This is a genomic window from Mycobacterium sp. 852002-51163_SCH5372311, from assembly GCF_001667115.1.
Taxonomy (GTDB): Bacteria; Actinomycetota; Actinomycetes; order Mycobacteriales; family Mycobacteriaceae; genus Mycobacterium.
Genome location: NZ_LZIJ01000124.1, coordinates 120222 through 145452, shown reverse-complemented (window position 1 = coordinate 145452; position 25231 = coordinate 120222). Strand labels below are relative to the sequence as shown.

Below are 25231 nucleotides of genomic sequence, written 5' to 3'. Positions count from 1 at the left end.
CGACAAGCCACACCTCACCCGGAGGTTCTTCTCACATCAACCCGACACGCCTGCTACCAACGTCCTGGCTGAGTACAGCTAGATCCCGAACCCGGGCCGGCGCCGGCGCAGATAACGCTCGAATTCAGCGGCCAGAGCGTCGCCGTCGATCTTGCCCAGGGTCTCGTTCAGATCTACCTCGGCGTCGCCGCGCTGCTCGAGAGACTGCACGTATTCGGCCAGGTCGTCATCGTCGTCGGTCATCTCGCTGACCGCGCGCTCCCACTCCTCGGCCTGCGCCGGCAGGTCGGCCAGCGGGACCTCGATGTCGAGGACGTCTTCGACGCGGCGCAGCAGCGCCACCGTCGCCTTCGGGCTGGGCGGGTGGGACACGTAGTGCGGGACCGCCGCCCAGAACGTCACCGCAGGGATCCCGGCCGCCACGCAGGCGTCCTGGAAGACCCCGGCGATCCCGGTCGGACCCTCGTATCGGGTTTCTTCGAGCCCGAACCGACGCGCCGACTCCGAGGAGTAGGCAGCGCCGGAAACCGGGACCGGCCGGGTGTGCGGAGTGTCGGCCAGCAGCGCCCCCAGAATCACGACGGTGTCGACATTCAGCTTGTCGGCAACGGCCAGCAGCTCGGCGCAGAAGGTGCGCCAGCGCATGTTGGGCTCCACCCCGTGCATCAACACCACGTCGCGGTCGCTGCCGGGCGGGCGACAGTGCGAAATCCGCATCGCCGGCCACACCAGCTCCCGGGTGACGCCGTCGACCTGGCGGATGACCGGGCGATTCACCTGGTAGTCGTAGTAGGCCTCGTCGTCGATCTCCACTATCGGATCGGCTTCCCAGATGGCGTCAAGATGCTCCAGCGCATCGCTGGCGGCGTCGCCGGCGTCGTTCCATCCCTCGAACGCCGCAACAACGACGGTGTTGTGCAGTTCGGGCAGCTTGGACAGGCTATCCGAGTCACCATCCTGAGGGGTCACAAAATTCAGGGTACGGCCTGGCGAGCACCTGTCAGAGACCTGTGACTCGCCGATTGATTTGCATAGGCCCACTATCCTTGTGGGGTGACTCAGCACCGCTCTGACACCGACATCCTGGACACCCCGACGCAACGGGTGGTGGTCGGCGACGGCGCGATGGGCACCCAGTTGCAGGCCGCTAAGCTCCCCCCGAACGGCTTCGACAACCGGCGCCGACGCGATCAAGGCGAAATAGGTTCGACTGCGAACTGGTTAACCTTGGTAACTACGACCCCAATGTTCAATGCCGACAAGATCCGCGAGCTGGCGCTCGAGGGCATCGCGACTGCCGAGCGGGTCGGGTCGAGCTGGGCGTCCAGACGTCGGGTGACGACGTAGACTTTTCTGGTCGAGAGGCGTTGCAACGGTTATTTGGGGGCCGGGCCCCGGGTATCCGCCACGCTCGGCAGAGTCAAGGACGCCTTCCGCTACGGAAGGAACGTACGTGAACGCCTCTGACCCGAAATTCAACCCTCATCCCAACATCCGCCCTGACTGCACCAAAGAACTGACGGCAGCTCTGCGCCAGCGGATCATGGTGATCGACGGCGCGATGGGCACGGCCATTCAGCGGGACCGGCCGGACGAGGCCGGCTACCGCGGCGACCGGTTCACCGAGTGGCCGACCGCTCTTCAGGGCAACAACGACCTGCTCAACCTGACGCAGCCGCAGATCATCGAGGGGATCCACCGCGAGTACCTCGAGGCGGGCGCCGACATCCTGGAGACCAACACGTTCAACGCGAACGCGATCTCGCTCTCCGACTACGACATGGCGGATTTGAGCTACGAACTGAACTACGCCGGCGCCGCGCTGGCCCGCAAGGCCGCCGACGAATTCAGCACCCCGGAGAAGCCCCGCTACGTCGCCGGCGCAATCGGGCCGACGACGCGCACCGCGTCGATCTCGCCGGACGTCAACGACCCCGGAGCGCGCAATGTCTCCTACGACCAGCTGGTCGCCGCCTACCTCGAAGCTGCCAACGGGCTGGTCGACGGTGGTGCCGACCTCCTCATCATCGAGACGATCTTCGATTCGCTGAACGCCAAAGCGGCAGTGTTCGCCGTCGAGACGCTGTTCGAGGACCGCGCACGCCGCTGGCCGGTCATCATCTCGGGCACCATTACCGATGCCTCCGGGCGGACGTTGTCCGGTCAGGTCACCGAAGCATTCTGGAACGCGATCAGGCACGCGAAGCCGATCGCGGTGGGCCTCAACTGCGCCCTGGGCGCGCCGGAGATGAGACCCTACATCGCCGAGATGGCCCGGATCGCGGACACCTTCGTCTCCTGCTACCCAAATGCCGGCCTGCCCAACGCCTTTGGCGAGTACGACGAATCCCCGGAGCGTCAGGCCGGCTACATCGCCGACTTCGCCGAGTCCGGCCTGGTCAACATCGTCGGCGGTTGCTGCGGAACCGCGCCGCCGCACATCGCCGAGATCGCCAAGGTCGTCGAGGGCAAGCCACCGCGCGAAGTGCCGGAGATCCCGGTGGCCACACGGCTCTCGGGCCTCGAGCCGCTCAACATCACCGACGACTCCCTGTTCGTGAACATCGGTGAGCGCACCAACATCACCGGCTCCGCCCGGTTCCGCAACCTGATCAAGGCCGAGGACTACGACACCGCGCTGTCGGTCGCCCTGCAGCAGGTCGAGGTAGGTGCGCAGATCATCGACATCAACATGGACGAGGGCATGATCGACGGCGTCGCCGCGATGGACCGGTTCACCAAGCTGATCGCGGCCGAACCCGACATCAGCCGCGTCCCGGTGATGATCGACTCCTCCAAGTGGGAGGTCATCGAGGCGGGCCTGAAGAACGTACAGGGCAAGCCGATCGTCAACTCGATCTCCATGAAGGAGGGCGAGGAGAAGTTCATTCGCGAGGCGCGGCTATGCCGCAAGTACGGCGCCGCCGTCGTCGTGATGGCCTTCGACGAGCAGGGTCAGGCCGACAACCTGGAGCGCCGCAAGGAGATCTGCGGACGCGCCTACCGGATCCTCACCGAAGAGGTCGGCTTCCCGCCCGAGGACATCATCTTCGACCCGAACTGCTTCGCGCTGGCGACCGGCATCGAGGAACACGCGACCTACGGGATCGACTTCATCGAGGCCTGCGCCTGGATCAAAGAGAACCTGCCGGGAGTGCACATCTCCGGCGGCATCTCCAACGTGTCGTTCTCGTTCCGCGGCAACAACCCCGTCCGCGAGGCGATCCACTCGGTATTCCTGTTCCACGCCATCAAGGCCGGCCTGGACATGGGCATCGTCAACGCCGGTGCGCTGGTGCCCTACGACTCGATCGACCCCGAGTTGCGGGACCGCATCGAGGACGTGGTCCTGAACCGTCGCGAGGATGCGGCCGAACGGCTCCTGGAGATTGCCGAGCGGTTCAACAGCTCCGAAGGACCCGGTGACGCAGAGGTTGCGGAGTGGCGATCTCTGCCGATCCGCGAGCGGATCACGCACGCCCTGGTCAAAGGGATCGACGCGCACGTCGACGACGACACGGAAGAATTGCGGGCCGAGATCGCCGCCGCCGGTGGTCGCCCGATCGAGGTGATCGAGGGCCCGCTGATGGACGGCATGAACGTCGTGGGTGACCTGTTCGGCTCAGGCAAGATGTTCCTGCCGCAGGTCGTCAAGTCGGCCCGGGTGATGAAGAAGGCCGTCGCGTACCTGTTGCCGTTCATCGAGGCGGAAAAGGAAGAGTCCGGCGCCTCCGAAAACGGAAAGGCATCCAAGGACACCAACGGCACGATCGTGATGGCGACCGTGAAGGGCGATGTCCACGACATCGGCAAGAACATCGTCGGAGTCGTCTTGCAGTGCAACAACTTCGAAGTGATCGACCTCGGTGTGATGGTGCCCGCCGACAAGATCCTGGCCGCGGCGAAGGAGCACGACGCCGACATCATCGGGCTGTCCGGCCTGATCACTCCGTCGCTGGACGAGATGGTCAACTTCGCCGCCGAGATGGAACGCGAAGGGCTGGAGATTCCGCTGCTGATCGGTGGCGCGACCACCTCGCGCGCCCACACGGCCGTGAAGGTGTCGCCGCGTCGCAGCGGTCCGGTGGTCTGGGTCAAGGACGCGTCCCGCTCGGTGCCGGTCGCCGCAGCGCTCCTCGACGACAAGCAGCGTCCAGCCCTGCTGGAGGCCACCGAGAAGGACTACGCATCTCTTCGGGAACGGCACTCGCAAAAGAACGAGCGGCCGATGCTGACGCTCGAGAAAGCCCGCGCGAACCGAACGCCGATCGAGTGGGACGGCTACACGCCACCAGTGCCGGCCCAGGGCCTCGGCGTCCGCGAGTTTCTCGACTATGACCTCGCCGAACTGCGCGAGTTCATCGACTGGCAGCCTTTCTTCAACGCCTGGGAGATGAAGGGCAGGTTCCCCGACATCCTCAACAACCCGGCCTCGGGCGAGGCTGCCCGCAAGCTGTACGACGATGCCCAGCAGATGCTGGACACCCTGATCAAGGAAAAGTGGCTGACGGCCAACGGCGTGATCGGGTTCTTCCCGGCCAACGCCGTCGGCTCGGGTGTTGAAGACATCGAGGTGTACACCGACGACACCCGTAACGAGGTGCTGACCACGTTGCACAACCTGCGTCAGCAGGGCGAGCACCGGGACGGCATCCCGAACCGCTCGCTGGGCGACTTCATCGCGCCCAAGGACACCGGTCTGGCTGACTACGTCGGCGCCTTCGCCGTGACCGCGGGGCTCGGCAGCCAGGAGAAGATCGCGGAGTTCAAGGCAGCGCTCGACGACTACAGCGCGATCCTGCTGGAGTCGATCGCCGACAGGCTGGCGGAGGCTTTCGCCGAACGCATGCACCAACGGGTCCGCAAAGAGTTCTGGGGATACCAGCCGGACGAGCAGCTAGACAACGACGCACTCATCGATGAGAAATACAGGGGGATACGTCCGGCCCCGGGATACCCGGCCTGCCCGGAACACACCGAGAAGGCGACGCTCTGGAAGTTGATGGACGTCCGGGAGCGGACCGGGATCGAGTTGACCGAGTCGATGGCGATGTGGCCCGGTGCCGCCGTCAGCGGCTGGTATTTCTCGCACCCGCAGTCGCAGTATTTCGTGGTCGGCCGGGTGGCCCAGGACCAGGTCGCGGACTACGCCAAGCGCAAGGGCTGGACCCTGCGGGAAGCTGAACGCTGGCTCAGCTCCAACCTCGGCTACAACCCAGAGGACTGACGCGAATGCCAACGGCCGCAAGGCATTTCGTGAGCTAGTTCAACGTCTACCGCCCTAAGCCCTTGAGGTAGGCCGCGCCCGCGGCGCGCGACTCGGGATCCCGCAGTGCGGTGACCAGCGTGTCGGCGTCATTCCAGGCCCGCATAGTGCCGACCATCTGTTCGGTCACCGCGTTGGTGTGGCGCTTTGTGGCGGTCAGCGTCAACGCCGACTTTCCGGTCAGCTGCTCCACCAGCTCATCGACCGCCGCGGCGAGGCCGGAACCGGGCACCACTCGGTTCAGGAAGCCCGTCGCTACGGCTTCGTCGGCGCCGAAGGGGCGGCAGGTCATCACGAGTTCCTTGGTCCGGGCGGGACCGATCTCGCGGACCAGCCGAGGGATTCCGCCCCAGGCAAGCGGTATCCCCAGGTCGACTTCGGGGATCGAAAAGCGCGTGTCCTCCGCGGCGATGCGCATGTCGCACGCCGACGCCAGCACGACCCCGCCCCCGACGCAGTGGCCGTGGATGCTGGCGACGGTGACTGCATTCATCGCCTCGATCGCGTCGGCCATCCGTCGCCCGGCGTCGGCCGAATCACGTGCCGCTGCGGCGGATGATTCTAGTGCCGTGAAGGACGCGAGGTCCGCGCCGGCGCTGAAGGCTCGACCGTTGCCGGCCACTACGACAACTTTCACCTGCGTCATCGTATCGAGATACCTTGCAGCTGAGACTAATTCGTTAAGGGTGGTGGTGCTGAGCGGGTTCAGCTTGGCCGGCCGGTTCAGCGTGATATCGCCGCGAGCGCCGGCCACTTTGACCTCGATGTCGAAGAACTGCATGCCCCACCGTACGTTGTGGCCGAATTAAACCGAGATGACTTTGCTCGCCCGTGCATGAAACAATCGCTGGCCGTGAAGACCTTCGAGGATCTGTTCACCGAACTCGGCGAGCGTGCCCGCACCCGGCCGACCGGCAGCGCGACGGTCGCTGCACTCGACGCGGGGGTGCACACGCTGGGCAAGAAGATCCTGGAAGAGGCCGGCGAGGTGTGGCTGGCTGCCGAGCACGAGCCCGACGAGGCGCTGGCCGAGGAGATCAGCCAGTTGCTGTACTGGACGCAGGTGCTGATGATCTCGCGCGGACTGTCCCTCGACGATATCTATCGGAAGCTGTGAGCATGCTGCGCATTGCGGTTCCCAACAAAGGTGCGCTGAGCGAGCCGGCGACCGAGATCCTGTCCGAGGCCGGCTACCGCCGTCGCACCGATCCCAAGGACCTGACCGTCATCGACCCGGTGAACAACGTCGAGTTCTTTTTCCTGCGGCCCAAAGACATTGCCATCTACGTCGGTTCGGGAGACCTCGACTTCGGCATCACGGGGCGCGACCTGGTCAGCGATTCTGACGCGCCGGTGCGGGAACGCTTGGCGCTGGGCTTCGGTTCTTCGAGCTTCCGTTATGCCGCGCCCGCGGGGCGCGACTGGACGACGGCCGACCTGGCCGGAAAACGGATCGCTACCGCTTACCCGAATCTCGTTCGAAAGGATTTGGCCGCCAAGGGTATTGAAGCAACCGTGATTCGGCTCGACGGCGCCGTCGAGATCTCGGTGCAACTCGGTGTGGCCGATGCGATCGCCGACGTGGTCGGGTCGGGTCGCACCCTGAGCTTGCACGATTTGGTGGCCTTTGGTGAGTCGCTGTGTGATTCGGAGGCGGTGCTGATCGAGCACGTCGCGGACAGCCGCCACCAGCAAAGTGCGGCGCATGATCAATTGGTGGCCCGGATACAGGGGGTGGTGTTCGGTCAGCAGTATCTGATGCTGGATTACGACTGCCCGCGTTCGGTGCTCGACAAGGCCACGTCCATCACACCGGGGCTGGAGTCGCCGACGATCGCGCCGCTCGCCGAGCCGGACTGGGTCGCAGTCCGCGCATTGGTGCCGCGCCGAGACGTCAACGGCATCATGGACGAACTCGCCGCGATCGGCGCCAAGGCAATCCTGGCTTCCGACATCAGGTTCTGCCGGTTCTGATCGTCGGGCAGCTGCGGTCAGCGGTCAGGCGGCGACCGCCAGCGCGGCGGAGCCGGCGCTGGGGGCACTCCCCTACCTTCCGGTGTGGGCCACCCGCTTGCGGGGGACGGGTCGCCGCCATCAAACCTGTGTTAGCGTCCGGCTAGCTGCCGATTGCGCGCACAACCCAGGAGGGTCGCCGTGACACATCATCTGCTCGTCCTGCTGATGGCGCTGCTGATCGGCGTGATCGCCGGATTGCGTTCGCTGACGGCCCCCGCCGTGATTGCCTGGGCTGCATTTCTGACCTGGTTCAACATGCAGGGCACCTGGGCTGCCTGGGTGGGCAACATCATCACCGTCATCGTCTTGAGCGTTCTTGCGGTGGCCGAACTGGTCGGTGACAAACTGCCCAAGACACCGGCCCGTACGGCCCCGCCGGTCTTCCTTGTCCGGATCATCTTGGGCGCGTTCGCCGGCGCGGTGATCGGCACCGCGTGGGGTTACCGATGGGGTGGCCTCGGCGCCGGTGTGCTCGGCGCTGTGCTCGGGACTCTCGGCGGCTACCAGGCGCGCAAGCGGCTGGTGGCCGCGAGCGGCGGTAAAGACTTGCCGATCGCGCTGCTGGAAGACGCGGTAGCAGTGGGAGGCGGCTTTGCAATCGCCTACGCGGCCGCATACGCGGTTGGTCCCTAGTGCCAGAGCATTTCGACGCGGTCGTCGTCGGCGCCGGCCAGGCCGGCCCACCGCTGGCGGGCCGGCTGACCGCCGCGGGGCAGCGGGTCGCGGTGGTGGAGCGCAAACACGTCGGCGGCACCTGTGTGAACACCGGCTGTATCCCAACCAAGACACTCGTTGCCAGCGCCCATGCCGCGCAACTGGCCCGGCGCGGCGCGGAATACGGTGTGGCGACCGGACCGGTCAGCGTGGACATGACGAAAGTCAAGGCACGCAAAGACGACATCATGCTCAAGGACCGCAAGGGCGTCGAATCCTGGTTGGACGGAATGGAGGGCTGCACCGTCTTTCGCGGTCATGCGCGTTTCGAAGATGCGCACACGCTGCGGGTCAACGACGAACTCTTGCACGGCGACCAAATTTTCCTCAATGTCGGCGGACGCGCGGTGGTGCCGGACATTCCCGGACTGTCGGACGTCGAATATCTGACCAATGTGTCCATCCTCGAACTCGACACGCTGCCAGAGCATCTCGTCATCGTGGGTGGCAGCTACATCGGACTGGAGTTCGCGCAGATGTATCGGCGCTTCGGGGCACGGGTCACCGTCGTGCAGCGCGGGTCGCGGTTGGCGTCTCGTGAAGACGAGGATGTCTCCGCGACCATCCGGACGGTGCTGGAGGCGGAAGGGATCGATATCGTCGTCGGGGCCGATGATATCCAAATCAGTAAGCGCGACAGCGGATTTGAGCTATCGCCCGGAGCCGGCGCGGCGGCGATACCGGGCAGCCATCTGCTGCTGGCGGTGGGACGGCGGCCCAACACCGACGATCTGGGGCTGGACGCCGCCGGTGTGCAGACCGACGCCCGCGGAAACATTGTGGTCGACGACCAGCTCAAGACCACCGTCGACCACATTTGGGCGATGGGCGACTGCAACGGCAAGGGCGCGTTCACCCACACGTCGTACAACGACTTCGAGATCGTCGCGGCTAATTTGCTCGACGGCGACCCGCGTCGGGTCAGCGACCGAATCACCACCTACGCGCTCTACATCGACCCGCCGCTGGGACGCGCCGGGATGACCGTCGACCAGGTTCGCGCGTCGGGCCGCCCGGCGTTGGTCGGCAAGCGACCCATGACCAGAGTCGGCCGAGCGGTGGAAAAGGGTGAGACACAAGGCTTTATGAAGGTGGTTGTCGACGCAGACAGCCACCAGATCCTGGGAGCGGCGATCTTCGGGGTCGGCGGCGACGAGGCCATTCACGCGATTCTGGACGTGATGTCAGCCAAGGCGCCCTACACCACGCTCTCGCGAACGATGCACATCCATCCCACCGTCAGCGAGTTGATTCCCACGATCCTGCAGGAGATGTCGCCGCTTGATCAAGCCGCCGGCTGCGTCGTCTGATCCGGCCAACCCGGGTAGGGCGGTGGCGTCCCGCCGAAAGCGGGGCAGTGCTGCTGGTGCGGGCACCACTCACACAGCCGCGACGGTCTGGGCCGGAAATCCCCGGTGGCACCGGCAGTTTGGATAGCTCGCCAGATCGCTATCAGAGTCTTCTCGAAGCGCAGCAGCTCGTCGTGGTCGGGCGAGTAATCCAGCAGCTGACCGTCGGCCAGGTAGATGAGCCGCAGCCGGGCGGGCAGTACTCCGCGGGTGCGATACAGAGCGACCGCGTAGAACTTCATCTGAAACATCGCCTTGAATTCGGCCAGTGCCCGGGCCTCGGGCGGCGCTTTCCCGGTCTTGTAGTCGACCACCCGCAGCTCGCCGGTGGCGGCTACGTCGACCCTGTCGATGAAGCCTCGCAGCAGCGTGCCGTCGGCAAGCTCGACCTCTACGCGCTGTTCGCAGCTTTCCGGGTCGAAGCGAGTGGGGTCTTCCAGGCGGTAATAGCCGGAAAGCAGCGCACGGGCCTCGTCCAGCAGCTCGGCTCGTTGTTCGGGATCCAGATCCCCGGCCAGCTCTGGGTGCTTGGCGATCACCTGGTCCCAAGCCGTGGTCACCAGTGCTTTGGCCGTGTCCGGGTTGCGCTGCCCCGCAGGCAGGCCGTACAGCTGCTCTAGTGCAGCATGCACCAGCGACCCGCGCACCTGCGCCGTCGACGGCGCCTCGGGCAACCGGTCGATCGCGCGGAACCGGTACAGCAGCGGGCACTGCTTGAAGTCAGCGGCCCGAGACGGGGATAACGCCGGCCTTGCGGGTGGCCCGGGCCGTTCTTCCGGCTGCTCGATCGTGGCCTCCGTCATGTGGCGAAGCCTAGGACGGAGCCCCGACAACCCCCAAGCACCGGCTACGGCGAGTCGGCTGGCACGCTGAATGCGTGTCAGCAACCGGCCCGTTTACCGTCGGCGAACGCGTACAACTTACCGACGCCAAGGGCCGGCATTACACGATGTTGCTGGCTCCGGGCGGCGAGTTTCACACCCACCGCGGCTCGATCGCCCATGACGCGGTGATCGGCCTGGAGCAGGGCAGCGTGGTCAAATCCAGCAACGGTGCACAGTTTTTGGTGCTGCGCCCGTTGCTGGTCGACTACGTGATGTCGATGCCACGCGGGCCGCAGGTGATCTACCCCAAGGACGCCGCTCAGATCGTCCACGAAGGCGACATCTTTCCCGGCGCCCGGGCGCTGGAGGCCGGAGCCGGATCCGGTGCGCTGACCTGCTCACTGCTTCGGGCCGTCGGGCCGCAGGGCCGGGTGATCTCCTACGAGAAGCGCGCCGACCATGCCGAACACGCCCGCCGCAATGTCACCAATTTCTATGGCGGGCAACCCGACAACTGGCAGCTGATCATCGGCGACGTGGCCGACTCCGAACTGCCCGACGGCTCCGTCGACCGCGCGGTGCTGGACATGCTTGCGCCGTGGGAGGTGCTCGAGTCGGTGTCGCGGTTGGTGATCCCCGGCGGCGTGCTGGTGATCTACGTGGCCACGGTCACCCAGTTGTCGACCGCCGTGGAAGCCTTACGGGCTCAGCAGCACTGGACCGAACCGCGGTCGTGGGAGACTTTGCAACGCGGCTGGAACGTTGTGGGCCTGGCCGTTCGTCCGCAACATTCGATGCGCGGGCACACCGGCTTCCTGGTGACGGCGCGCCGGCTGGCGCCCGGCGTCATCGCGCCGGCGCCGTCGGGCCGCAAGCGCGAGGGCCGCGACGGCTGACACGATGGCGATTTTGTCGCAGTGGGGCGTCAACACCGAGATCGACGCCGGCGCGACTCCCACTCGAAGTTTTTCGCGCTACCGTCGATCTCGGTGCAACTCACAATGCTTGCGCCATCCGGGCTAGTCGTCGATCGCGAGCGCGGCGCAGCCGGGCGAAGCGGGTCGGCGCCATCCGGGCTAGTCGTCACTGCGCTGCAGGGCCCGCCGTACGGACAGCAACTCGAACTCTGGATGTGCCGCGACCAGACGTTCGGCTGCATCGAGGACGTCGACGGCGTGACTGCGGTCCCCGGATACCACCGCCACCCCGATGGCCGCCCGGCGGTACAGATCATGCGAACCTGTTTCGGCGGCCGAGACGCTGAACTTACGCTGCAACTCGGCGACGACGGGACGGATCACCGAGCGCTTCTCCTTCAGCGAGCGCACGTCGCCCAGCAGCACGTCGAACTCTAGCCAGCCGATCCACATCCCGGGCGCTCAGCCGGTGGGCGACGGAGAAGGCGTCGAGTTATTCACCGCAAGCAGCATTTCCGCGGTTTTCCGGGACAACTGCCAGCCGCCCTGAAACGGCGCGAACTCCATCGGAAAGGTAAACATCCGGTTGTTGGCCTGCGCGGTATTGACAATGACGGTGGCCGTCACATTCGACGGATTTTTGTCCGACCACGCGAGGTCGTTTGCCACAAACGTCATTGGCAGATAGCCGCCGTCGCGCAACGCATTGGTGAACTTGTCCAGCGTGGCGGCGCTTGCCGGCGTCGCGCCTTCAACCAGACCCACTTTGTCGCTGCCCGGTACCGCCGGGTCGGCCAACCTGCTCAGCACGTCGACGAGGGCTTCGGGCGGCGGCAGGGGAGCGCTGGGGCGGGAGGCCACCACACTCGGCGTGGCCGGCGCGGCCGAAGCGGGGGTCGAAGAAGCGACTTTGGACTCGCCGTGCGTACATCCCGAGAGTCCAACTGCCGCCAGGATTGTGGCGGCGCCCAGAACTACAATGCGATCCCGGCGCATCCAGGCTAGACGCTTGCGCCGTCGGGCGGCACCGGCGGCCAAACGGGTGCACGGAAAGTCACACCGGCAGCAGCGGTGCCGGTCGTTGCCGTCGTAATTACGCCTGTGGCGAACGACTTCATCGTCACGGGTGTCCTTCCGATCGGCCAGATTCGTGGCCGAGATTACCAGCGTGAACTTATTTGTAACTTTTCAAGGCCATTCGAGTGCATTTGACTGCACGCATGAACCGGCGATGGCCGGTAGCGTTGAAGTATTCGCCGGACCATTGCGGTGCGGGAAAGGAGCGCAACATGGGTGAATCAGAGCGTTCTGAAGTCTTCGGTGCCCACCGAAACAACCCCCTGTCCAGCGATGATGCTGCCGAATTGGAACAACTCCGCCGTGAGGCCGCGGCGCTACGCGAGCAACTTGAACATGCGGCCGGCCCGCACGGCAGCGTCCGCTCGGCCCGTGATGTGCATCAGCTCGAAGCTCGTATCGACTCCCTTGCCGCTCGCAACTCCAAATTAATGGAAACTCTTAAAGAAGCCCGCCAACAACTTCTGGCGCTACGCGAGGAAGTCGACCGGTTGGGACAGCCACCCAGTGGCTACGGCGTTCTGCTGGGCAGCCATGACGACGACACGGTCGACGTCTTCACGTCGGGCCGCAAGATGCGCTTGACTTGCTCGCCCAACATCGACGTCACGTTGCTGAAGAAGGGCCAGACGGTTCGCCTCAACGAGGCACTCACCGTCGTCGAGGCCGGCACGTTCGAATCGGTCGGCGAGATCTCCACCTTGCGCGAGGTGTTGTCCGACGGTCATCGGGCACTTGTTGTGGGCCACGCCGACGAGGAACGCATCGTGTGGTTGGCCGAGCCGTTGGTCGCCGAGGATTTGCCCGACGGGCACCCTGACGCCCTCAACGACGACACCCGCCCGCGCAAGCTGCGGCCGGGCGACTCGCTGCTGGTCGACACCAAAGCCGGCTACGCGTTCGAGCGCATCCCCAAGGCCGAGGTCGAGGACCTGGTGCTCGAAGAGGTGCCCGACGTCAGCTACCAGGACATCGGTGGGCTGACCCGTCAGATCGAGCAGATCCGCGACGCCGTCGAGCTGCCGTTCCTGCACAAGGAGCTCTACCGCGAGTACGCACTGCGCCCGCCCAAGGGTGTACTGCTCTACGGGCCGCCCGGCTGCGGTAAGACGTTGATCGCCAAGGCGGTGGCCAACTCGCTGGCAAAGAAGATGGCCGAGGTCCGCGGCGACGACTCGCGTGAGGCGAAGTCGTACTTCCTGAACATCAAGGGCCCTGAGCTGCTGAACAAGTTCGTCGGCGAGACCGAGCGTCACATCCGGCTGATCTTCCAGCGGGCCCGCGAGAAGGCGTCGGAGGGCACCCCGGTGATCGTGTTCTTCGACGAGATGGACTCGATCTTCCGCACCCGCGGCACCGGCGTCTCCTCGGACGTCGAGACCACGGTGGTGCCGCAGCTGCTGTCCGAGATCGACGGCGTGGAGGGGCTCGAGAACGTCATCGTGATCGGCGCCTCCAACCGCGAGGACATGATCGACCCCGCGATCCTGCGGCCGGGACGCCTGGACGTGAAGATCAAGATCGAGCGGCCGGATGCCGAAGCGGCGCAAGACATCTACTCGAAGTACCTGACCGAGGAACTGCCGGTGCACGCCGACGACCTCGCCGAGTTCGACGGCGACCGCTCGGCTTGCATCAAGGCGATGATCGAGAAGGTCGTCGACCGCATGTACGCCGAGATCGACGACAACCGGTTCCTGGAGGTCACCTACGCCAACGGTGACAAGGAAGTCATGTATTTCAAGGACTTCAACTCCGGGGCGATGATCCAGAACGTCGTCGACCGGGCGAAGAAGAACGCCATCAAGTCGGTGCTCGAGACAGGCCAACCGGGGTTGCGTATCCAGCACTTGCTCGACTCGATCGTCGACGAGTTCGCCGAGAACGAGGACCTGCCCAACACCACCAATCCCGATGACTGGGCGCGGATTTCGGGCAAGAAGGGTGAGCGGATCGTTTACATCCGCACCTTGGTCACCGGCAAGTCGTCGAGCGCGTCTCGGGCGATCGACACCGAATCCAACCTGGGTCAGTACCTGTAGGCACTTGTCGGTCACGCCGACTAGCGTCGTTTCCGTGCGGCTCCAATTCGACGCCTGTGACGACGGCGCCTATCACGATGCCCGTGATGGGTTGCTCGACGAACTCGATGGCCGGCTGGGTATGCCCGATCGTAAACGGGCGGAAGTGCTCGGCGACGTCGAGTTCTTCCTGGACTGGCGTTATCGGGATTCCAGCGGTGTGCTCGACGACTTCACGCCCGGCGATATAGCCGAGTTCTTGCTCGAGTGGTGCCCGCACCGGCTAAGAGGGAATCCCGATGCCGCTGAGCCTCTGTGCAATGCGGTCGGTATCTACGTCGACTTCATGGCAGCTACGGGCCGTCTGATCGGTGGCGTCGATCGCGCTGCTCGACTGAAAAGGATGGCCGACGATCTCGCCCCGACCGTGCGCGCAGAAATGCGCGACCCCACTCCGGTTTCGTGGGACGAGGACGACGAACGGAACGAAAACCTCCAGGCGGCGATGGCTGAAGTCGAGGAGAAGTATGGTCGGGGTCCGGTCGAAGCGCCGGAGCCATACGAGTTGCCGTTCGTCTACATCCCGCCGCCGGTGGCCGAGGTGGAAGCCGCCGCGGACGCGGCGGAATTGCTGGCGAAGCTCGATGCCCTTCGCGACTATCTGGACACGGACGGCAAGCAGCTGACCGGCAAGGGAAACCTCAAATTGGCCGACGGTCGCGCGCTGGTGGAACTGCTCGACACTGGCGACGAGATGGATCCCCAGATCGGCGACAAGACATGGCGAACCCCATCGACAGCGAACTTGCCGCAGTTGAACTTGATCCTGGACCTCGCCAAGGAGGCGGGCGCCGTCCGGGTGCGCCAGCGTCGCTTGGTTCCGGTGAAGGCGTGGGCCGGGCGTCCGAAAGTGCAACGGGCGGCCGCGCTGTTCGCCGCGATAGTCGAACTGGGTCCGTTGGAGTCGCTCTACTCGGGCCGGATCTGGTTCCTGGACGAATTGCACCAGTTGCTCGATGACGGGATCGTGCATTGGCTGGCCCCAATGCTTGCTGACGAAACTGCCGAGTTACCTTTCGAGTCGCTCCTGGATTGGGCTCGATCGGTGGCAACCCGACAGCTCGCGTCCTACGCGCCAGAACGGACGGAATATCTCGACAGATTCACCCAGCGCGACATGAGCCGAATCTTCGAGGTCCTAGTGGACGCTGGTGTAGTGCGCTGGGCTGACCGCGTCGAAGTATCGGAACGCTTCGGCCGCAGTTACTGGACCGGTGGCACCGTGACGCTGACCGCCCTGGGCCGCGACGTCCTGCCGGATTATCTTGACCGAGCCGGATACGTGCTCCGTCGCGCCGACAGAATTGCCGACCGCGATGGCGGCGCATTGATCGATGCCATGCTGGCGGCGGCTGAGGCTCAGCAGGAGGGCTTGGTCGCGAATTGGCAGGCGGACCGCCCGGCTGTCGAGCGGGTGCAGATGCTCACCGAGGCCATCGCGGCGAGTTCCACGGCCGAGACCCGGATGATGGGCTTTGTCGCCCTGGATCGGTTCGACATCGAGGTGACCGAACCATTGGTTCGTCAGCTGCTGGACTCCCCGGTCGCCGGCCATGCCGCGCTGTGGCTGATACAGCATGACCGTGCTGCCCCTGAGCTGCTCGGCGGCTTCATCGACATGGCGGTGCTCGTCGACGTGCTGTCGGGCACTCTGGAATCTCCCGACGAGCTATGCCGTTTCTTCACCGGCCTTACCGAGCCATTTCGGCTGCTCGAGGAAATGTGGCGGCATCCCGCTCCCGAGACTGCGCTGGTGCTCGATGCGCTGGGGCGCCATCTGCCAGACCACGCACTCGCCAAGGCTGCGCGGAAGGCTGCCGTACGGCATCGCAGCTGGCTCGCCAATTGCGGGTGAACAATTCAGCGCCGGTGCGGGCCTCAGTCGGTTACCAGCGAATAGCTGTTGTTCAGATCGTCCTGGGTGACCTGCGCGGCGCGCGACGTCGTGTCCACCCGCAGCTCTTCGGTGAGCACGCGCGGCTGATACGACCACCCATCCGGCAGATTCAGCCGGTCGGCCAGCGTGGGCAGGTCGGCGCGCGACAGGTTGGGGTCGACGATCTGGCTCCAGGTCTGCATGACCCAACGGTTGCCGTGCGGGTCGTGCAGTTCGTAGACCTCTTCGCCGGCGTTGAAAACGAAGACCGTGTGCCGACTCACTGTGTTGGCGCTGTACGGGGCGGGGTTCATCGACGACAGCAGGACGGTGGCCTGCAGGATCATCTCGATGCCGCCGAAGCTCTTCGTGAGCTGTGGACCTTGAGACCGCTTTTCGATGGCGTTCATCAGCCAATAGCGTGGGCCGTTGAGCAGCGCCGCGGCCGCACCGTTCTCGGTGGCGATGGCATGCGGGTCGAGTGCCGCCCACAGTTCAGCAGGGCAGTCATTGAGCGGAAAGCTGTTGTAGACGTTGGCCTGCGGACCCGCCTCGCCGGGCGTTACCAGAAGCACCTCGCCATAACGCTGCCCAGATAAATCGGCTCGTGCGTGGCGGCCGGTTGAGTTCGATTGCGGGCTGGTCACCAGGGTGAAATTAATCACAGTGTCAACGGGCGTCAACTTCCTCTGCTTGGGCCCCCACCTCGTCACCCTCGCCGGATCGCGGCTGGGCGGGTGCCGCAGCGCGGGTTGCCGGGAAGGTTCGGAGTTGCCGCGCCTACGCTTTACGGCATGCAACGGATTATCGGGACGGAGGTCGAGTACGGCATTTCGTCGCCGTCCGATCCGACCGCCAACCCGATCCTCACCTCGACGCAAGCGGTCCTGGCCTACGCGGCGGCGGCCGGCATTCAGCGCGCCAAACGCACCCGCTGGGACTACGAGGTGGAATCGCCGCTACGCGACGCCCGGGGTTTCGACCTGAGCCGCTCAACCGGGCCGCCGCCGGTGGTCGACGCCGACGAGGTCGGCGCAGCCAACATGATCTTGACCAACGGGGCCCGCCTCTACGTAGACCACGCGCACCCCGAATACTCCGCGCCCGAGTGCACCGACCCGCTGGATGCGGTGATTTGGGATAAGGCCGGCGAGCGCGTGATGGAGGCGGCCGCCCGGCACGTCGCCAGCGTGCCCGGTGCCGTCAAGCTGCAGCTGTACAAGAACAACGTCGACGGCAAAGGCGCCTCCTACGGGTCGCACGAGAACTACCTGATGTCGCGCCAGACACCGTTTTCGGCCATCATCGCCGGGCTCACGCCGTTCTTGGTGTCCCGGCAGGTGGTGACCGGTTCCGGCCGCGTCGGCATCGGGCCCTCGGGCGACGAGCCCGGTTTTCAGCTCTCTCAGCGTTCCGACTACATCGAGGTCGAGGTCGGGCTGGAAACCACGCTGAAACGCGGCATCATCAACACCCGAGACGAACCGCATGCCGACGCCGACAGGTATCGGCGGCTGCACGTGATCATCGGCGACGCCAACCTCGCCGAAACGTCGACGTACCTGAAACTGGGCACAACCGCCTTGGTGCTGGACCTGATCGAAGAAGGCATCGACCTCAGCGACCTGATGCTGGCGCGGCCGGTGCACGCGGTCCATGCGATCAGCCGCGACCCGTCGCTGCGGGCGACGGTGGCGCTTGCCGACGGTCGCGAACTCACCGGCCTTGCGCTGCAACGGATTTATCTGGACCGGGTGGCCAAGCTGGTCGACAGTCGCGACCCGGACCCGCGCGCGTCCGACGTCGTGGAGACCTGGGCACACGCGCTGGACCTGCTCGAGCGCGACCCGATGGAATGTGCCGAGCTGCTGGACTGGCCGGCCAAGCTGCGGCTGCTCGAAGGTTTCCGTCAGCGCGAGAACCTGAGCTGGTCGGCACCCCGCCTGCACCTCGTCGACCTCCAATATTCCGACGTGCGGCTGGACAAGGGTTTGTACAACCGGTTGGTCGCGCGCGGCTCGATGAAGCGTCTGGTCACCGAACACCAGGTGCTCGAGGCGGTGGACAATCCGCCCACCGACACCCGGGCCTACTTCCGCGGCGAATGCCTGCGCCGCTTCGGTGCCGACATCGCCGCGGCCAGCTGGGATTCGGTGATCTTCGACTTGGGTGGCGACTCGCTGGTTCGCATCCCGACGCTGGAGCCGCTGCGCGGCAGCAAGGCGCACGTCGGTGCGCTGCTGGATTCGGTGGACAGCGCGGTGGAGTTGGTCGAACAACTGACCAGCTGAGGCTCGTTAGCCCAACGAAACGTCAGTGTTGACCGGTAGGGTAGACAAGACCAGCGCCCGTGTGACGCTGGCCGATAACTATGCAGGAGGCGGCGATGGCTCAGGAGCAGACCAAGCGTGGCGGTGGCGGTGGTGAGGACGACGAACTCACCGGCACCACGGCCGCTGGCCAGGAGCGTCGCGAGAAGCTGACCGAGGAAACCGACGATCTGCTCGACGAGATTGACGACGTCCTTGAGGAGAACGCCGAGGACTTCGTCCGCGCGTACGTCCAAAAGGGCGGACAGTGACCTGGCCGTTCTCTGATCGCCTGTCTCTCAACTCTTCCGCCGTAGATCTGTCCTCGTTCGCTGACTTTCTCCGCCGCCAGGCGCCGGAGTTGTTGCCGGCGAGCGTCAGCGGCCCGCAAGCGGGCGTCGGGGGACAGTTGCCGCACGGCACCACCATCGTCGCGCTGAAATTCCCCGGCGGTGTCCTCATCGCCGGGGACCGGCGTTCCACGCAGGGCAACATGATCGCCGGACGCGATGTGCGCAAGGTGTACATCACCGACGACTACACCGCCACCGGCATCGCCGGCACCGCCGCGATCGCAGTCGAGTTCGCCCGCCTCTACGCCGTCGAACTCGAGCACTACGAGAAACTCGAAGGCGTGCCGCTCACCTTCGCGGGCAAGGTGAACCGGCTGGCAATCATGGTGCGCGGCAACCTGGCGGCCGCGATGCAGGGGCTGGTCGCGCTGCCGCTGCTGGCAGGCTACGACATCCATGCGGCCGATCCGGAAAGCGCGGGCCGCATCGTCTCGTTCGACGCCGCGGGTGGCTGGAACATCGAAGAAGAGGGCTATCAGTCGGTGGGGTCCGGCTCGATCTTCGCCAAGTCGTCGATGAAGAAGTTGTATGCGCAAGTCTCCGATGCCGACTCGGCGCTGCGGGTCGCCGTCGAGGCGCTTTACGACGCCGCCGACGACGATTCGGCTACCGGCGGCCCCGATCTGGTCCGCGGCATCTACCCGACCGCGGTCACCATCGACGCCAACGGCGCGGTCGACGTCCCCGAGGGGCGGATCGCCGAGCTGGCCCGTGAGGTCATCGAAAGCCGTTCGCGCGCCGACACTTTCGGTCCCGATGGCGGTGAGAAGTGAGCTTCCCGTACTTCATCTCGCCCGAGCAGGCGATGCGCGAGCGCAGCGAGCTCGCGCGCAAGGGCATCGCCCGGGGCCGCAGTGTGGTCGCCCTGGCCTACGCCGGTGGTGTGCTGTTCGTCGCCGAAAACCCGTCGCGCTCACTGCAAAAGATCAGCGAACTGTACGACCGCGTGGGCTTTGCGGCGGCGGGCAAGTTCAACGAGTTCGACAACTTGCGTCGCGGCGGAATCCAGTTCGCCGACACCCGCGGCTACGCCTACGATCGCCGCGACGTCACCGGCCGGCAGCTGGCCAACGTCTACGCGCAGACACTCGGCACCATCTTCACCGAACAAGCCAAGCCGTACGAGGTGGAGTTGTGCGTCGCTGAGGTCGCGCACTACGGCGAGACCAAACCGCCTGAGCTCTACCGCATCACCTACGACGGGTCGATTGCCGACGAGCCGCACTTCGTGGTCATGGGCGGCACTACCGAGCCGATCACCACCGCTCTGAAGGAGTCCTACACCGAGAACGCCGATCTGAACGACGCCTTGCGGATCGCGCTGGACGCGTTGCGGGCGGGCAGTTCCAACGGCGGCGATCAGCCCTCGCTCGGCGTGGCCAGCCTAGAAGTGGCCATCCTGGACGCCAACAGGCCGCGTCGGGCATTTCGGCGGATCAGCGGCGCCGCGCTGGAGTCGCTGCTGCAAAAAGCGCGCCCGAAGGGTTCGAAGGGCTCCAAGGACAGCTCCAAGGACAGCTCCAAGGACGCGAAATCCGACGGCGAATCGTCGAAGTAGGGCGTGGGGCTTCGATGGCTGAACGGCCATCGCCTTGCGGCAGCGTATGGACACGACCCGGTTAACAACATCTTCTGGGCGCGGCTACCGCACCGTCACGGTGGGACAACCAGTACCCTCGATTACGTGCAGCGGCGAATCATGGGCATCGAGACCGAGTTCGGTGTCACCTGCACCTTCCACGGCCATCGGCGCCTCTCACCAGACGAGGTGGCGCGCTACCTGTTTCGCCGGGTGGTGTCCTGGGGCCGCAGCTCCAATGTTTTCCTGCGGAACGGGGCGCGGCTGTACCTCGACGTCGGCAGCCATCCCGAGTACGCCACCGCCGAATGCGACAGCCTGGTCCAGCTGGTCACCCATGACCGGGCCGGTGAGTGGGTGCTCGAAGACCTGCTCGTGGACGCCGAGCAGCGCTTGGCCGACGAGGGCATCGGCGGCGACATCTACCTGTTCAAGAACAACACCGACTCAGCGGGCAACTCGTATGGCTGCCACGAGAACTATCTGATCGTCCGCGCCGGCGAGTTCTCCCGGATCTCCGATGTGCTGCTGCCGTTCCTGGTCACCCGCCAGCTGATCTGCGGGGCCGGCAAGGTGCTGCAGACACCCAAGGCGGCGACCTTCTGCCTATCGCAACGAGCCGAACACATCTGGGAAGGCGTCTCGTCGGCCACCACCCGCAGCCGGCCCATCATCAACACCCGCGACGAGCCGCACGCCGACGCCGAGAAGTACCGGCGGTTGCACGTCATCGTCGGCGACTCCAACATGTGCGAGACCACCACCATGCTCAAGGTGGGTACCGCGGCGCTGGTGCTGGAGATGATCGAAGCCGGCGTGCCGTTCCGCGACTTCTCACTGGACAACCCGATCCGCGCCATCCGCGAGGTCAGCCACGACGTCACCGGGCGGCGGCCGGTCCGGCTGGCGGGCGGGCGCCAGGCCAGTGCGCTGGACATCCAGCGGGAGTACTACAGCCGCGCCGTCGAGCATCTGCAGATCCGGGAGCCCAACGCGCAGATCGAGCAGGTCGTCGACCTGTGGGGGCGCCAACTCGACGCCGTGGAGAGCCAGGATTTCGCGAAGGTGGACACCGAGATCGACTGGGTGATCAAGCGCAAGCTGTTCCAGCGCTACCAGGACCGCTACAACATGGAACTGTCCGACCCGAAGATCGCTCAGCTCGATCTGGCTTACCACGACATCAAGCGCGGGCGTGGCGTGTTCGATCTGCTGCAGCGCAAGGGACTGGCAACGCGCGTCACCACCGACGAGGAGATCGCCGAGGCCGTCGACCATCCGCCGCAGACCACCCGCGCCAGGTTGCGGGGCGAGTTCATCAGCGCTGCCCAGGCGGCGGGGCGTGACTTTACTGTCGACTGGGTTCACCTCAAACTCAACGACCAGGCGCAGCGCACCGTGCTGTGCAAGGACCCCTTCCGGGCGGTCGACGAGCGGGTGAAACGGCTCATCGCGAGCATGTAAACCGCACACTCCACTCGATCTAGGCTGGAGCAAATGGCGACTTCGAAAGTCGAACGGCTGGTGAACCTTGTCATCGCCCTGTTGTCCACCCGCGGCTACATCACCGCCGACAAGATCCGGTCCAGTGTGGCCGGCTATTCGGACAGCCCTAGCGCCGAGGCGTTCTCCCGGATGTTCGAACGCGACAAGAACGAGTTGCGCGACCTCGGCATCCCGCTCGAGATCGGCAAAGTGTCGAGCCTGGACCCCACCGAGGGCTACCGGATCAACCGCGACGCCTATGAACTGCCGCCGGTCGAGCTGACCCCCGACGAGGCCGCCGCGGTGGCCGTCGCCGCCCAACTGTGGGAATCGCCCGAATTGATCACCGCCACCCAGGGCGCGCTGCTCAAGTTGCGCGCCGCCGGGCTGGACGTCGAACCGGATGCCCCGGTGGCCATTGCGTCGGCTGCCGGCGTGCCGGGGCTGCGCGGTTCGGAGGACGTGCTCGGAGTACTGTTGTCGGCCATCGCTTCTGGGCAGGCGGTGCAGTTCCCGCACCGGTCGTCGCGCAGCGCGCCGTACACCACTCGCACCGTGGAACCGTGGGGAGTCATCACCGAGCGCGGCCGCTGGTATCTCGTCGGCCACGACCGCGACCGCGACGACACCCGCACCTTCCGGCTGTCGCGCATAGGCGCCGAGGTCACGCCGATCGGGCCGCCCGGGGCGGTCACCGTGCCCCAGGATGTGGACCTGCGCGGGATCGTCGTGCAAGCGGTCGGGGAGGCACCGAGCGGCGTTCAGGCCACGGTGTGGGTGGCCGACGGCCGCGCCACCGAGCTGCGCCGGGCCGGAAAATCCCTGGGGCCGCGGCAACTGGCCGGCCGCGACGGCGAGGTGATCGAGCTCGACGTCGGATCTTCCGACCAGCTGGCCCGAGACATCACCGGTTACGGTGCCGACGCCATCGTGCTGGAGCCGCAGTCCCTGCGCGAGGATGTGCTGGCCCGGTTGACCGCCCAAGCTGGCATCGGTGAGGCGTCATGACTCCCGTTTCCACCCGCCTGGTCCGGCTGCTCAACATGGTGCCCTATTTCCAGGCCAACCCCCGGATCACCCGCGCCGAGGCCGCCGCCGAGCTCGGAGTATCTCCCAAGCAACTGGAGGCCGACCTCAACCAGCTGTGGATGTGCGGTCTGCCCGGTTACTCCCCGGGTGATCTCATCGACTTCCAGTTCTCCGGCGACACCATCGAAGTCACGTTCTCGGCAGGCATCGACCGGCCACTCAAGCTCACCTCGCCCGAAGCCACCGGCTTGCTGGTGGCGCTGCGGGCACTCGCCGACATCCCCGGCGTGGTCGACCCACAGGCGGCGCGCAGCGCGATCGCCAAACTTGCGGCCGCGGCCGGCGCCGCCGGCCATGACAGTACGGTGGCTGCCGTCGACGAGCCGGCTCCCATCGAAAGCCGTGCCGCGGCCGCGGTCCGCGCCGCCGTCCAGGACAAGCACGCGCTGCGCATCGACTACTACGCCGCCTCGCACGACACGCTGACAACCCGCATCGTCGATCCCATCAGGGTGCTGCTGATCGGCGGGCACAGCTACTTGGAGGCCTGGTCTCGCGACGCCGAGGGGGTTCGGCTGTTCCGGTTCGACCGGATAGTCGACGCCACCGAGCTGGACGAGCCGGCCGCCCCGCCCGAACCGGTGCTGCAGGCACCGCCGGACACGTCACTGTTCGACGGCGATCCGTCGCTGCCTTCGGCCAAGCTGTGGGTGGCGCCCTCAGCAGCGTGGATGTTCGAGTACTACCCGATGCGCGAGGTACGTGAGCTGCCGGACGGATCCTGTGAGGCGGTGATGACCTACGCCTCCGACGACTGGATGACGCGTCTCGTCCTGGGGTTCGGGGCGGCGGTGCGGGTATTGTCACCGGAGCCGCTGGCGCGGCGAGTCAGGGACGCCGCGGTCGCGGCCCTGGAGTCCTACCAGCTCGCGACCCAGGCCTGAGGCCTGCGCGGGTCACCACGCCGTCGCGCGAGCATGCCGGCAGTTGGCTCGGCTGCGGTAGCATCGGGTGAACGTCTGGAGGTAATGAAAGTGACAGGTGCTTTTGGTCCGTGGCACTGGGCGATCCTCATCGTGGTGGTGATCGTCTTGTTCGGTGCTAAGCGACTCCCCGACGCGGCGCGCTCGTTGGGCAAGTCGCTGCGGATCTTCAAGTCCGAAGTCCGCGAAATGCAGAGCGAGGGGAAACACCAGGGGTCTGCCGCCATCGAGACGCCCACGCCTGTGCAGTCGCAGCGCGTCGAGCAGCCGACGACCCAACAGCAGGATCACCCCGAGGCGCGGCCGGCCTAGCCCGGCATCGCCGTCGCGGTGCCTTAGGCGCCCCTGACCGAGCGTGGTGAAAATTTTCAAGACCTCCGCGCGCGCCGCGGGCTTATTGAAGCGGCTCAACCCGCGCAACAGGCGTAGCCGTACCAATCCTGACGCGACGATGTCGCTCGTCGACCACCTCACCGAGCTGCGCACTCGGCTGCTGATCTCCCTCGCCGCTATCTTGCTCACCACGATCTTCGGCTTCGTCTGGTACTCGCATTCCATCTTCGGGCTGGAAAGCCTCGGAGAGTGGCTGCGGCACCCGTACTGTTCCCTGCCGCAGTCGGCGCGTGCGCAGATCAGCGCCGACGGCCAGTGCCGCCTGCTGGCCACGGCGCCGTTCGACCAGTTCATGCTGCGGCTCAAGGTCGGCATGGCGGCCGGGATCGTGCTGGCCTGCCCGGTGTGGTTCTACCAGCTGTGGGCATTCATCACCCCCGGGCTCTACCAGAAGGAACGCCGCTTCGCGGTGGCGTTCGTGATCCCGGCTGCGCTGCTGTTCGTCGGCGGCGCCGTGCTGGCGTATGTGGTGCTGTCCAAGGCGCTGAACTTCCTGCTGACCGTCGGGAGCGACGTGCAGGTGACCGCACTGTCCGGCGACCGGTATTTCGGCTTCCTGATCAACCTGCTGGTGGTGTTCGGCGTCAGCTTCGAATTCCCGCTGTTGATCGTCATGCTCAACATGGTGGGTCTGCTGACCTACGAGCGGCTCAAATCGTGGCGGCGTGGCCTGATCTTCGCGATGTTCGTCTTCGCCGCGGTGTTCACGCCCGGGTCGGATCCCTTCTCCATGACGGCGCTCGGCCTCGCGTTGACTGTGCTGCTCGAGTTGGCCATTCAGATCGCGCGGCTGCACGATAAGCGAAAAGCCAAGCGCGAAGCGCAGATCGCCGACGACGAAGCCTCGGCCATCGAACCGCCGGAGCCGATAGCCTCGCGGACAGCCGAGCCGTCGGCGGTTGGCGGAATTCATGACGACGTCACCTAGGCCTTCTTGCCGCGAGCGTGCGCGTTTGTACGGTGACACGCCGATTTCGACG

Annotated in this window: 24 protein-coding genes; 18 read left to right on the top strand and 6 right to left on the bottom strand. The window is 65.7% G+C overall.

The genetic code is table 11. The annotated features are described in order from the left end of the window. Positions 1-78 precede the first annotated feature (78 nt). Positions 79-939: a PAC2 family protein gene (locus A5791_RS16050; protein WP_369828087.1), complete on the bottom strand. Its 861-nt coding sequence runs from the start codon at positions 937-939 to the stop codon at positions 79-81. Between the two features lie 114 nt (positions 940-1053). On the opposite strand from A5791_RS16050, the gene A5791_RS16045 reads away from it, so the two are divergent. Both A5791_RS16045 and metH read left to right on the top strand, forming a co-directional pair. Further along, positions 1054-1347, top strand: a complete 294-nt coding sequence (locus A5791_RS16045; protein ID WP_067238632.1) for a hypothetical protein — start codon at positions 1054-1056, stop codon at positions 1345-1347. A gap of 196 nt (positions 1348-1543) precedes the next feature. After that, complete coding sequence (gene metH / locus A5791_RS16040; protein WP_231995917.1) at positions 1544-5227, top strand: methionine synthase; 3684 nt, start codon at positions 1544-1546, stop codon at positions 5225-5227. Between the two features lie 46 nt (positions 5228-5273). On the opposite strand, the gene A5791_RS16035 is transcribed toward metH, so the two are convergent. Continuing rightward, positions 5274-6047 (bottom strand): enoyl-CoA hydratase/isomerase family protein, encoded by a 774-nt coding sequence (locus A5791_RS16035; RefSeq protein WP_067238624.1) that lies wholly within the window; start codon positions 6045-6047, stop codon positions 5274-5276. Between the two features lie 54 nt (positions 6048-6101). Between A5791_RS16035 and A5791_RS16030 the strand changes: the two genes are divergently transcribed. The 4 genes from A5791_RS16030 to A5791_RS16015 all read left to right on the top strand — a co-directional run bounded on the left by A5791_RS16030 (position 6102) and on the right by A5791_RS16015 (position 9306). Next, positions 6102-6383 carry a phosphoribosyl-ATP diphosphatase gene (locus tag A5791_RS16030; RefSeq protein WP_067238621.1) on the top strand — a complete coding sequence of 94 codons (282 nt, stop codon included), beginning with the start codon at positions 6102-6104 and terminating at the stop codon, positions 6381-6383. A 2-nt stretch (positions 6384-6385) separates the two neighbouring features. Next, positions 6386-7240 (top strand): ATP phosphoribosyltransferase, encoded by an 855-nt coding sequence (gene hisG, locus A5791_RS16025; protein WP_067238618.1) that lies wholly within the window; start codon positions 6386-6388, stop codon positions 7238-7240. A gap of 207 nt (positions 7241-7447) precedes the next feature. Continuing rightward, a complete protein-coding gene (locus A5791_RS16020; RefSeq protein ID WP_067238727.1) occupies positions 7448-7915 on the top strand; it encodes a glycine zipper 2TM domain-containing protein in 468 nt (155 codons plus the stop codon). Further along, positions 7915-9306: an FAD-containing oxidoreductase gene (locus tag A5791_RS16015; RefSeq protein ID WP_067238614.1), complete on the top strand. Its 1392-nt coding sequence runs from the start codon at positions 7915-7917 to the stop codon at positions 9304-9306. The genes A5791_RS16020 and A5791_RS16015 overlap by 1 nt, the downstream gene beginning before the upstream one ends. Here the strand turns inward: A5791_RS16015 and A5791_RS16010 are convergent. Beyond that, positions 9282-10148, bottom strand: coding sequence for a RecB family exonuclease (locus tag A5791_RS16010; protein ID WP_067238611.1), 867 nt, complete (start codon positions 10146-10148; stop codon positions 9282-9284). The two genes, A5791_RS16015 and A5791_RS16010, sit on opposite strands and share 25 nt — an antisense overlap. A 74-nt stretch (positions 10149-10222) precedes the next feature. On the opposite strand from A5791_RS16010, the gene trmI reads away from it, so the two are divergent. Further along, positions 10223-11065 carry a tRNA (adenine(58)-N(1))-methyltransferase TrmI gene (gene trmI, locus A5791_RS16005; RefSeq protein WP_067238608.1) on the top strand — a complete coding sequence of 281 codons (843 nt, stop codon included), beginning with the start codon at positions 10223-10225 and terminating at the stop codon, positions 11063-11065. A 180-nt stretch (positions 11066-11245) separates the two neighbouring features. On the opposite strand, the gene A5791_RS16000 is transcribed toward trmI, so the two are convergent. Together A5791_RS16000 and A5791_RS15995 are read right to left on the bottom strand one after the other, a co-directional pair. Next, the gene (locus tag A5791_RS16000) at positions 11246-11539 is read right to left on the bottom strand and encodes a DUF503 domain-containing protein (protein WP_067238605.1); all 294 of its coding nucleotides are present in this window, start codon (positions 11537-11539) and stop codon (positions 11246-11248) included. A gap of 9 nt (positions 11540-11548) precedes the next feature. Beyond that, a complete protein-coding gene (locus A5791_RS15995) occupies positions 11549-12082 on the bottom strand; it encodes a hypothetical protein (protein ID WP_067238602.1) in 534 nt (177 codons plus the stop codon). Between the two features lie 293 nt (positions 12083-12375). Here A5791_RS15995 and arc point away from each other — a divergent pair, with 293 nt between their 5' ends. Together arc and A5791_RS15985 are read left to right on the top strand one after the other, a co-directional pair. Beyond that, positions 12376-14205 carry a proteasome ATPase gene (gene arc / locus A5791_RS15990; protein WP_067238724.1) on the top strand — a complete coding sequence of 610 codons (1830 nt, stop codon included), beginning with the start codon at positions 12376-12378 and terminating at the stop codon, positions 14203-14205. A gap of 34 nt (positions 14206-14239) precedes the next feature. Beyond that, positions 14240-16099: a hypothetical protein gene (locus tag A5791_RS15985; protein ID WP_067238721.1), complete on the top strand. Its 1860-nt coding sequence runs from the start codon at positions 14240-14242 to the stop codon at positions 16097-16099. 23 nt (positions 16100-16122) lie between these two features. Here A5791_RS15985 and A5791_RS15980 read toward each other — a convergent pair whose 3' ends face one another. Next, positions 16123-16767, bottom strand: coding sequence for a hypothetical protein (locus A5791_RS15980; RefSeq protein ID WP_067238717.1), 645 nt, complete (start codon positions 16765-16767; stop codon positions 16123-16125). Positions 16768-16914: 147 nt separating this feature from the next. On the opposite strand from A5791_RS15980, the gene dop reads away from it, so the two are divergent. The 9 genes from dop (at position 16915) to tatC (ending at position 25179) form a co-directional block, all read left to right on the top strand. Next, positions 16915-18411, top strand: coding sequence for a pup deamidase/depupylase (gene dop / locus A5791_RS15975; RefSeq protein WP_067238598.1), 1497 nt, complete (start codon positions 16915-16917; stop codon positions 18409-18411). Positions 18412-18506: 95 nt separating this feature from the next. Further along, positions 18507-18701: a ubiquitin-like protein Pup gene (locus tag A5791_RS15970; RefSeq protein WP_067238714.1), complete on the top strand. Its 195-nt coding sequence runs from the start codon at positions 18507-18509 to the stop codon at positions 18699-18701. Beyond that, on the top strand, positions 18698-19555 hold the full coding sequence (gene prcB, locus A5791_RS15965; protein WP_067238595.1) for a proteasome subunit beta: 858 nt from the start codon (positions 18698-18700) through the stop codon (positions 19553-19555). The genes A5791_RS15970 and prcB overlap by 4 nt, the downstream gene beginning before the upstream one ends. Next, positions 19552-20340 carry a proteasome subunit alpha gene (prcA, locus tag A5791_RS15960; protein WP_067238591.1) on the top strand — a complete coding sequence of 263 codons (789 nt, stop codon included), beginning with the start codon at positions 19552-19554 and terminating at the stop codon, positions 20338-20340. The genes prcB and prcA overlap by 4 nt, the downstream gene beginning before the upstream one ends. Positions 20341-20466: 126 nt before the next feature. Then, on the top strand, positions 20467-21825 hold the full coding sequence (gene pafA / locus A5791_RS15955; RefSeq protein WP_156661357.1) for a Pup--protein ligase: 1359 nt from the start codon (positions 20467-20469) through the stop codon (positions 21823-21825). 33 nt (positions 21826-21858) lie between these two features. Further along, positions 21859-22854 (top strand): YafY family protein, encoded by a 996-nt coding sequence (locus A5791_RS15950; protein WP_067238585.1) that lies wholly within the window; start codon positions 21859-21861, stop codon positions 22852-22854. Further along, positions 22851-23819 carry a YafY family protein gene (locus A5791_RS15945; RefSeq protein WP_067238582.1) on the top strand — a complete coding sequence of 323 codons (969 nt, stop codon included), beginning with the start codon at positions 22851-22853 and terminating at the stop codon, positions 23817-23819. The genes A5791_RS15950 and A5791_RS15945 overlap by 4 nt, the downstream gene beginning before the upstream one ends. Before the next feature lie 90 nt (positions 23820-23909). Further along, on the top strand, positions 23910-24170 hold the full coding sequence (gene tatA, locus A5791_RS15940) for a Sec-independent protein translocase subunit TatA (protein WP_231995915.1): 261 nt from the start codon (positions 23910-23912) through the stop codon (positions 24168-24170). Between the two features lie 46 nt (positions 24171-24216). Beyond that, complete coding sequence (tatC, locus tag A5791_RS15935; RefSeq protein WP_067238710.1) at positions 24217-25179, top strand: twin-arginine translocase subunit TatC; 963 nt, start codon at positions 24217-24219, stop codon at positions 25177-25179. The last annotated feature ends 52 nt before the right edge of the window (positions 25180-25231 follow it).